The organism is Mycoplasma tracheobuteonis, from assembly GCF_054456995.1.
Window position 1 is genome coordinate 1 of the sequence record NZ_JBTKTG010000016.1, and the last position, 10,317, is coordinate 10,317.

Genomic DNA, 10,317 nt, shown 5'->3' on the forward strand with positions numbered 1-10,317 from the left:
TAACAAAAAATCACCTTTCTATTTACGAAGGTGATTACACAACATTCGGTCTATTCCCATACAAGTTACTTATCTTTTCCAAATTTACACAAAATTATTTACAGTATCATCTTCAGCTACCACTAACACAGCAGATTAAGCACTATAATCCAAAATAAGAAAGATGATTTTAACACATTATTTATCTAGAATGCTTACATAAATATTAAAATATATGGCTATATTGAACGAAGTAACAATCACATGTTTATATTGAAAAACCCCATACAAATATAATATGGAGTTAAAAAGTTTTATAAATTCATAATTTCTATTTTTGCTAAAAGAAACATTATCTTCTTCTAACTTACACAAAATTATTGCAATATCTTATTATTTTTTTATTTATATACATTTTTTTGAGAGTTCGGACTTTTTGGAATAAGTGTTTCTATTTGTCATTCAAGTAGTTTAAATGGATATTCTCTAGCAAAAGAATTGAATAGTAAATTAGTAAATAGATTTTTGAAATCTTCTTTACCCATCCCATTTCATTTTACTAATAGGTAAGGAGTAAATTTAGTTGCATATCCAGTTCATAATATTCCCAAGAATCATAAAGGCATGGATATGTAAAATAGTGCAATGTCAATTGTAGTTATATATATTAGCTGTCCTAAAATTACAATTGGTAAGAAGACAGTAATAATGGACGATATCATAATTATAAGTTTTACCAAATTACACTTAGTTGGCGAACTTTTTTTCCATTTTACATTCTCTATTTCATTAGTATTAAGAATGTAGAAATATCTATAAATAAAGTCAATCATCTTACTTTTTTGTTGTGGAAATCTATTTTCCAAATCCCTTGTACTCTTTTTTAAACGAATTAAAAAGTTAAATGCACTATATATAAAATAATAAATTCATGTTACAACTAACGGAATAAATCAAATCATAAATAAAGTAATAAATGAAATATTAAAAGGATTTATTCTTTCTTTCAAATTTAATAAATACATCAGTATACAAATAAGGATCAATGCTAGTATTCCCGTCGCCAATATTAGTGCACTAATAAATAATATCCATCAAAGGATTAATATTGTTTTCTTTTCATTTTTCATTTAATAACCACCAGAATATGCTTCTATAATTTCATTATAAAAACTCTCATTTTTTATTTTTATTTCAATCAGTTTGTAAACAAATATCAGTTAATCAAGATGATGCTTTTGGCTTTTTTACGCAGATGCAGAAGGCAAAATTATGTAACCTATCGTCTTCTAATTTACAACGAGATCTCCTAATACATCACCCACGCTTGTTTGATAAGTACTTAAGTTTAGTTTTTGGTTTAGATAGTATCACAATTTGTTGTTTAATTAACAAACATATTTTTTCCCTTTAATTTGCTTCTCTACATTTTAATTCTAACTATAAATTCACAAAAGAGAAGGAAATGATATAAATATGTGAAAACTTGGGAAAATTTTCACAAAATGCAGTTTTGCATTATATCTTAAATATATTTTATACACATATCATAACGTTTAATGCTAGCATGTGGCTATTTCGGCAATAAAAAAGTGCCTAAGCACTAATTTAACGAATAATATCTACTAAGTTCTTCATTAATGAAACAACAGTCATAGGACCAACACCACCTGGAACAGGGGTAATAGCAGCTACCTTATCTTTTACATCTTCGTAGTCTACATCTCCACATAATTCTTGTGTAAGCTTATCATCAAGGTTAGTACCTACATCAATAACAATAGCACCTTCTTTAAGGTTTTTAGCCTTGATGTATTTAGCTACTCCGATAGCCACAATAACAATATCACCAGATTCAATTCCTTTGATTCCGGTTTCTTCATTGTATGTAGCAACAGTTGCACCCATTCTTTTAATGATGTGAGCTAATGGTTTTCCTACTACATGAGAACGTCCTACAACACAGACTTTCTTATCTTTTACATCTATATTATAGTACTCCATTAATTCTAAAACACCACGTGCAGTTGCTGGAACAAAGTGTTTTTCGGGTTGATCATTATATAATCTAAATTCGTTTTTGCTTGTTAATCCATCAATATCTTTATCATATGGAACAGCATCTAAAATAACTTGTGTAGGTAAATGTTTAGGTAATGGTAATTGCACGATAATTCCATCGTGTTTTTCATTAATTCTATCCATTTTTTTGAGTAAACGATCTTGAGTTATATCTTCAGGGAATTTATATAATGTAGCTTCGATTCCTAAATCTTCTGCAACTTTTAATTTGTGTTTGATGTATTTATTTGATGCTTCATTATCACCAACTTGGATGATTGCCATTGTTAAGGCTCTAGGTAATTCTAAATCAATTAACTCTTGTTTTAATTGAGCTAATTCTTGTTTAGCTAACTCTTTTCCACTTAATATTTGCATCTTAACTCCAATTCATATTTTTCTAATTCTTCAGTGTATTTTTTTAATTTATTTTCTTCAGCTTCAACTTTATCTCTAGGAGCTTTAGCTACAAACTTCTCATTACTTAAAATTCCTTTAGCACGAGCTATTTCGCTTTTTACAAAAGCAATTTTACTTTCAAGCATTTCTTTGTTTTTAGCTTTCGTTTCAGCAGATTGTTTGATGTATAAAGTATTATTTTCTAAAGCAATCAAGTAATCTACGTTGCTTTCTACTTCAGCATTAGCCATTTTATTAATCATAGCAATAGCATCATTATTTAGCTCATTTACTAGGCTATATAAAAGAACTTCCTTCTTAGAAATATTGTTTTCTTCACGGTATTTTCTTAGTTCTGTAACCACTTGGATGACATCATTAATATATGATGATTGGCCTTCAGTTTGGAATGAAGGTCAGTTTTGTTCCAATAATTCAGAATTAAAAATTTCACTGTATAAACGATCTGTGATAAATGGAAGAAATGGATGAAGGACAATTAAGCTTTTTCTTAACACTTCCATCGCTGATTGCTTAGAATAAGCTGTTTTTAAAAACTCTACATATCATCCTGAAAGATCATTAAATAAATAACGATAAATTTCACTTCCTAAAACAGCAAAATCATATGATTTAATGTGAGTATTAATCTTAGCTTCTAAATGAGCTAATTTTTCCATTATTCATTTATCAGCATCTGTTTCTTCTAAATCATTTTCAGGTAAATCAGAGATATATTTGGCTATATTTCAAAGTTTATTATTAACTCTTCAAGCAGCTTCTACTTTTTCATCACTAAATTTAATATCTAATCCTGGTGTTGTATTAGTTACTAAGAACCATCTTAAAGCATCAGAACCATATTTATCAACCATATCCATAGGATCAACACCATTATTTAGTGATTTAGACATTTTTCTACCTTGAGCATCACGAATTAATCCGTGTAAAAGCAACTCATCAAAAGGTTTTTCTCCCATAAATTCAAGTCCAAAGAAGTACATTCTTGCAACTCAGAAGAAGATAATGTCATATCCTGTTACAAGCAATGATGTTGGATAATATCTTTTTGTTAGTTTGTCATCTTGTGGTCACCCTAGGAACACAAATGGAGCTAGTCCTGAAGAAAATCAAGTATCTAGCACATCAGGATCTTGTATTCACCCTTCACCAGGACAAGCCACTTGAACCTTCATATTTCCTTCTGAATCATATCAAGCAGGAATTCTGTGCCCTCATCATAATTGTCTTGAAATAGTTCAATCATAAACATTTTCCATTCATTGGCGCATTGTATTTTCAAAACGTTTAGGGAAGAACTCAACACCTTTTCCTGAATCTAAATCATTTAGAATTAAATCTCTAAAGTGTTCCATCTTAACAAATCATTGTGGAAGCACTAAAATTTCAACTGGAGTTTTAGATCTATCTGAAATTCCAACATTTGAAATAGTTGTTTCAACTTTTTCAAGCAATTCTCTTTCAGCTAAATATTGAGCAATAGCTTCTCTTGCTTTAAAACGTTCCATTCCGTGAAATTCAGGAAATTCAGGATAATTAATGTTTCCAGCTTTATCTATAGTTTCAAGAATTTCAAAACCTAGTTTTTGCATGATGTCGATATCAGCTTCAGCATGAGCACTAAGTTTCATTAAACCTGAACCAAATCCAATTTCAACATATTCATCAGCAATAATAGGTAATCTTTTTCCTGTAACTGGGTGAATTACATATTTTCCTTCTAAATATTTATAGCGTTCATCGTTAGGGTTATAGACAACAGCAACGTCGCTTAATAAAGTTTCGGTTCTAACTGTTGCAATTACTAAATATTCATTTGAGTTTTCAATTGGATATTTAATGTAGTACATTTTTTGTTCAGTAGGTTCGTTATTTACTTCAATGTTTGATAAAGCTGTTTGTAACTTAACATCTCAGTTTATTGCTTTTACACCTTTGTATATAAATCCTTTGTTGTATAAATCAACAAATACTTTTGATACAGCTTGATTAGCTTTTTCATCTAATGTAAAACGTTCTTGAGAGTAATCTAATGCAAGTCCGATTGTAGCTCATTGCTTACGGAATAATTCAGCATATTCAGCTTTTCATTCTCAAACACGACGTATGAATTCTTCTCTTCCTAAATCGTGACGATTTTTTCCTTCTGCTTTAAAGATTTCGTCTTCTACTTTTGATTGAGTTGCTATTCCGGCGTGATCCATACCTGGTACTCACATAACATCAAATCCATTAAGCTTTTTATAACGGATAATTGTATCTGGAATATAAACATCTAATGCATGCCCTAAATGAAGCTTACCTGTAACATTTGGTGGAGGTAATAAAATTGTAAAAGGTCTTTTAGCTTCATCATGTGTTTGGAAGTATTTTTTTTCTTGTCATTTGGATTCTATTCCATCTTCAACAAGTTTATGATTGTATGATTTTTCCATGCTTCTCCTAACTTTAAAAGTGGGGTATAAATAAGTAGTATTATTATACTACTTTTGCTAAAAAATTGACTTATTATACATTTTTTAATGAAAAATAAAAAAGTTTTTTATAATAAATTTTCTAGTCCTATTCTACAGAAGTAGTAGTCAATAACTGTTTTAAATTTAGTTGATAATTTAGTAAAAATTCTATGATCACTAACTTATTTTCTTTTAAATTATTGCTCAATATTAAACATTTTATGAATTATTTTATTTTGTGAAATGTTAACTTTGTAGTTGCATTAGTAGTGTGTATATAATTCTAAATTTCGTTTCGCAAAATTCTCTTATATATATATATATATATATAAGAGCTTAAATTATGGTATTATAAATATATAACATTCTAATATAAATAATTGAGATTTTATTTATACATTTCAAGGAGAAAATATGAATGCAAATGCAGGATCTAAAAAGATTAAACAAGCTCTACTTATATTGAGCATCGTGTTAGCAATAACTACTATAATATTAATTTGCTATCCATTTATAATTACGAGTTCAACAAGATCAACATATTATTATGAAAGATCATACAATTCATATATGATTAGAATTATTTTACCGATGATATGGATTTTTTCAACCTTTGTTGTGTCTCTTATAGGAATAATAATCCTAGCTGTTATTAATAGAAAATCAATCCGTAATATTATTCCTATGAACGTGAATGAAAATCATGTTGATAAAATTATTAAATCATAAGTAAATTTTGTCTAATTAACATTTTATGCACTAATATTTAAATTTGTCTATTTATACAAAAATAAATAGACAAATACAATTCAAACTCATTGGATAAAAATCAAAAGAAGTTTACTCATAAGTCTTATATAGTTCTTATGAAAGACTTCTTTTTATTATCTTTTTACGACATATAAAATGAAAATCTATAACTATTTATCGAGAATTTTGCAGTGCATTTATAAGATGTTTATATGACTTAAGCGTGTTTTATCACGATTTTTTTGCCTTATATAAACTATTTTTAGTTAGATTGTTCTATGTAAAACAATTAATATATAATTTAACTAGGTAAATTATGATGAAAACAGAAAGAAGCAATATTTTAGATATATTAGGAGCTCAAGCACAATACATTATTCCAATTTATCAAAGACCATACAGTTGAGATAATAAACAAATTTCAAAACTGTGAGATGATATAGTTGATGTGCATAATTTAAATAAAGAAGACTATTTTATAGGATCAATGGTAGCTGTAGCAGAAACACCAATGCCAAATGAAATTAATCAATTTATCATTATTGATGGACAGCAAAGATTAACAACACTTATAATTTTTCTTACAGCTCTACGTGATAGTTATTTTGAGAATAAACAATATGATAGAGCAGAGCAAATTCACAACAGCTATTTAACAACAAAGTACCTTGACAATATTTATCGTAGAATCGAATCAAGAAAAAACGATGATGAAGTTTTAGCTTGCCTAATCGAAAAAAGAGAAGGTGGCGAAAAAAGTTCAAGAGTTCTACACACTTATAACTTTTTTAAAGATAAAATTAAGAAAAGTAATATTAGTTATGATGAGCTTCAAATGACTGTAAGAAAACTTTGATTAGTTCAAATTGTCTTAGATAGAGGACATGGTGATGCTCAATCAATATTTGAATCTTTAAACTCTACAGGTAAGGACTTAACGGAATCAGATTTAATTAGAAATTTCTTACTTATGGATTTAAATCCTACAATTCAAGAGAAGGTATATCAAAATTATTGAGTAAAATTTGAGCAGTTATTTACATTTAATGATATTTTAGATAATGAAACTGTTGATAATTTTATTCGTGACTATTTAACCCTAAAAACAGGTAATATATCTCGTAAAGATAAGATTTATGATGACTTTAAAAAATACTTCCATTACTTAAATATTGAAAACAAAAATGTAGAGATTTGCAAAGATCTTTATAAGAAAGGTAAGATCTACTCTCAAATCATTAACGGTAAATATGATGGCGATAGTTCTATCAGCAAAATTTTAAAAAGCATTAAAGATTTAGATATAAATGTAACATACCCATTTTTTATGTATTTATTAGATCTATACCAAGAAGGTTTTATCACTTCTCGGGATGTTTGCAAAGTTTTAGAAATATCTATTAGTTTTATAATCAGAAGAAATATATGTCAATTGCCAAGTAACGTCTTAAATAAAAAATTTGCTTTAGCTATTGCAAAAGCTAAACCAGACAACCTAGTTAATTCTGTTAGTGACTATCTCACAGAATCAGAAGGTAGAGAAAGATTCCCTAAAGATGATGAATTTAGTGAAGAATTCATTGAAGTTCCTATGTATAATCTAAGAACTAAGAGATATATCTTAAAATCATTAGAAGAATTTAATAACAAAAATACTATAAACATTGATAACGTTACTATTGAGCACATTATGCCTCAAGGTAACCTAAATATTGAATGACAAGAAATGATTGGTGAAAATTATCTAGCAATTAGAGAAACAAATGTTCACAAAATAGGTAATTTAACTTTAACTAACTATAATTCTGAAATGAGTAATAGCGACTTTTTAACTAAGCTTAATATGCACGGTGGAATTAAGCTTACACCATATAAACTAAATCAATACTTTATTAAAAACGATATAAAAACTTGAAATGCTGAAGAAATTAGAAAACGTGGTGAATTACTAAGTGCTGAAGCATTAAAGATTTGAAAATACCCTGATGTAGATGCTGAAACTATAGAAAAGCGTAAAATGACTAAAACTCAATACAGTATTGATTCATTCCGCATGAATGAAAATACTAGGGATATCTTTAATAAATTTGATGAACTAGTAAGACAGCTTGATGAGAATATTACGCGTTACATCACAGGTGTATATGTTGTATATCAATTAAATAAAAAATCATTCTTATCAATTTCATTTAGAGTTTCTAAATTCGTTGTAGGTCTACACTTAAATTTTGATGAAGTAAATGACTACAAAAACATTTGTAGAGATGTAACAAATATCGGACACCTACATTTAGGAAATACAGAATTACCCGTTACTAAAGAAGAAGATCTTGAATATGCAATGGAATTAGTTAAACAGTCATTTAACAAAAATAAATAATATTTGCAGCTATTAATAAATAGCTGTTTTTCTTCACTTTTAACGCTTCAAATAAGGTACAATAGATATATGAAAATAGTAGCAAATAACAAAAAAGCTTTTCGTGATTATGAAATTATTGAAAAATTTGAAGCAGGAATTGAATTGATGGGTTGAGAAGTTAAATCTGCTCGCGCTTCTAGTGTTGATATCACAAATGCATTCTGTTCTATCTACAAAGGGGAAATGTATTTAAAAGAAGCATATTTTAAACAATATATGCAAGTGAAATGCGATGAAACAAGAGATAGAAAGTTGCTTTTGCACAAGAACGAAATTCGTAAAATAGGATTTAAAGAAGATACTCAAAGATTAACCATCATTCCTCTTAAAATTTATTTCAATGAACAATCACGTCTAAAAGTTGAAATAGCACTTGCACGTGGGCTTAAAAAGTATGATAAGCGTGCTAAAATTATTAAAGAAGAAGTTAATAAAAAAATTGCTAAAACTTTACTATTTTAATACAATTGTACTATGGGGATATAATGGTTTCGACATGTTATAGACTCTTATTATTGCAGTAGTTTGGTAGACTATAATACTTCTAGACTTTTTTAAACGGAAACGATAAAAAAGAAACAAGCATTAACCCAATGGTTTTTGCTTACAACAACTCAAATCTAGCTTTCGCTTAATATTTGCGATCTAGTGACTTATAGAAAATTCCTTGATTCTATAAGTCGGGTAAGAGGATAGTGTAAGGGTTGACAAGCTTACATGAAATTCGTCAAACATCATAAAGCTTTTTAGTTTGCTTTAAGCCTATGGTGTTATTAAAAGCAAACTAAACTGTAGACGTAGTAAGTCCTTTATAATGTGGACAGGGGTTCGATTCCCCTTATCTCCACCATGCCCTTTTAGTTCTAGTGGTAAAACAGTTGACTCGTAACCAACCATCATGAGTTCGATTCTCATAAAGGGCACCATTTCATGCATAGCATGATTTTTTTATGCTTTAAATTAGGTATATAATTTAAATATGGATTGAAAAAATACAAATTGAAATAAATTATTTCCGAATAAAAAGCACGATTTTAAAAACATTAAAAGCACTGTGAAGCATGTCGTTATCGATAATAAAGAATTGAATCTTTTAGGGATAAAATTCGATATGGCAAGTCCTTATTATTACGAACAATATTTCGCTACTAGCCACCATAAAAATGATACTGAAAGCGAAGAAGATAGCTATTTCCCTGATGAATTTAAAAATTGAATCTGTCTTATTTTTAGAGAAATTCTTCCTTCAGATAAAACCTATAATTGTGACTATAAACCTTATCATAAAACTGTATTAAATAAGCTTAATTTAATTATTCTAGATTATTTACACAACTTTAAAGGTTCTAAATATTCAGAAATAATTGATAACTTACAAATTAAGCTTGAATGTTTATACAACTTAATAAAAAATAATAAAGAAGAAAAAATTATAAATAATCTAATTCCTTTAGATGATAAAATGTTTGAATCAATTTATGCTCAAGCAGAAGCGTGAAGACTCAAATTTATTCATGAATATTATAAAGTACTGCTAGATGATGCGATAAAAAGCGATCATTTAGAATTTTATATTCCTATATGTTTCGCTTTTGAAATTTTTATTTACAACATTTTACTTAATCTAAATTCTGAAAAACGCACCTTTAAAAGGATTAATTACCAATATAAAATTCACAACATCATATCCAAAAGAAAAAATTCAGATTTAGCTAATAATTTCAGTCTTAATCCAGACATCATTGTTAAAAATGGTAAGAAAATTGAAAGTATAATAGAAATTAAAAACAAAAAAGTTATTAATCAAGAAGGTAAAATTCAGATTGATAATGCAGATATATATCAACTATTAACCTATGTACAAGCTTTAAAAGTAAAAAATGCTTTCTTAATTTACCCTTCTGATTGCGATAAAATAAAATTTGAAAGCATTACTTATAAACCTAGAAAGAAACATTGATTTTCGCGTTCTTCAAATGTCGATATTCAAATTATTTTATTGCCTTTTTATTTAAATGACTTATCAACAAGTAATTTATCTCAAATAAAAGATATTCTATATGAGAAAATCCTAAAATAAAAGAGTCACCAATGAAGGTGGCTCGCTCGATTGTAATCTGCAGTGCAACACTTTTATTAAGATATAATAAAAGTGGAGCGCTGTTTTTTTGTGCTCCACCTAAAACCCCTTCGAAAGGATTTCTTATAAATTATACAAGAATCACACTT

At 27.9% G+C, this 10,317-nt stretch carries 6 protein-coding genes, 1 tRNA gene and 1 other RNA gene; 5 read left to right on the forward strand and 3 right to left on the reverse strand.

Annotated features, from left to right (window positions below):
* Window positions 1-380 precede the first annotated feature (380 nt).
* The 3 genes from ACX1M8_RS03000 to ACX1M8_RS03010 all read right to left on the reverse strand — a co-directional run bounded on the left by ACX1M8_RS03000 (window position 381) and on the right by ACX1M8_RS03010 (window position 4,895).
* Window positions 381-524, reverse strand: a complete 144-nt coding sequence (locus tag ACX1M8_RS03000) for a hypothetical protein (protein ID WP_458616316.1) — start codon at window positions 522-524, stop codon at window positions 381-383.
* A gap of 1,063 nt (window positions 525-1,587) precedes the next feature.
* Entirely contained in the window at window positions 1,588-2,418 is an 831-nt protein-coding gene (locus ACX1M8_RS03005; RefSeq protein WP_458616317.1) for a bifunctional 5,10-methylenetetrahydrofolate dehydrogenase/5,10-methenyltetrahydrofolate cyclohydrolase, read from the reverse strand.
* A complete protein-coding gene (locus ACX1M8_RS03010) occupies window positions 2,406-4,895 on the reverse strand; it encodes a valine--tRNA ligase (RefSeq protein ID WP_458836766.1) in 2,490 nt (829 codons plus the stop codon). The genes ACX1M8_RS03005 and ACX1M8_RS03010 overlap by 13 nt, the downstream gene beginning before the upstream one ends.
* Before the next feature lie 1,090 nt (window positions 4,896-5,985).
* Between ACX1M8_RS03010 and ACX1M8_RS03015 the strand changes: the two genes are divergently transcribed.
* From ACX1M8_RS03015 to ACX1M8_RS03035, 5 genes are all read left to right on the forward strand, one after another.
* Entirely contained in the window at window positions 5,986-8,046 is a 2,061-nt protein-coding gene (locus ACX1M8_RS03015) for a GmrSD restriction endonuclease domain-containing protein (protein WP_458836767.1), read from the forward strand.
* Between the two features lie 69 nt (window positions 8,047-8,115).
* On the forward strand, window positions 8,116-8,550 hold the full coding sequence (gene smpB / locus ACX1M8_RS03020; RefSeq protein WP_458797995.1) for an SsrA-binding protein: 435 nt from the start codon (window positions 8,116-8,118) through the stop codon (window positions 8,548-8,550).
* Between the two features lie 14 nt (window positions 8,551-8,564).
* Window positions 8,565-8,938, forward strand: a transfer-messenger RNA (tmRNA) gene (ssrA, locus tag ACX1M8_RS03025).
* Between the two features lies 1 nt (window position 8,939).
* A tRNA-Thr gene (locus ACX1M8_RS03030) sits at window positions 8,940-9,014 on the forward strand.
* Window positions 9,015-9,199: 185 nt separating this feature from the next.
* Window positions 9,200-10,168 carry a 5-methylcytosine restriction system specificity protein McrC gene (locus ACX1M8_RS03035; protein ID WP_458836768.1) on the forward strand — a complete coding sequence of 323 codons (969 nt, stop codon included), beginning with the start codon at window positions 9,200-9,202 and terminating at the stop codon, window positions 10,166-10,168.
* Window positions 10,169-10,317: the final 149 nt, after the last annotated feature.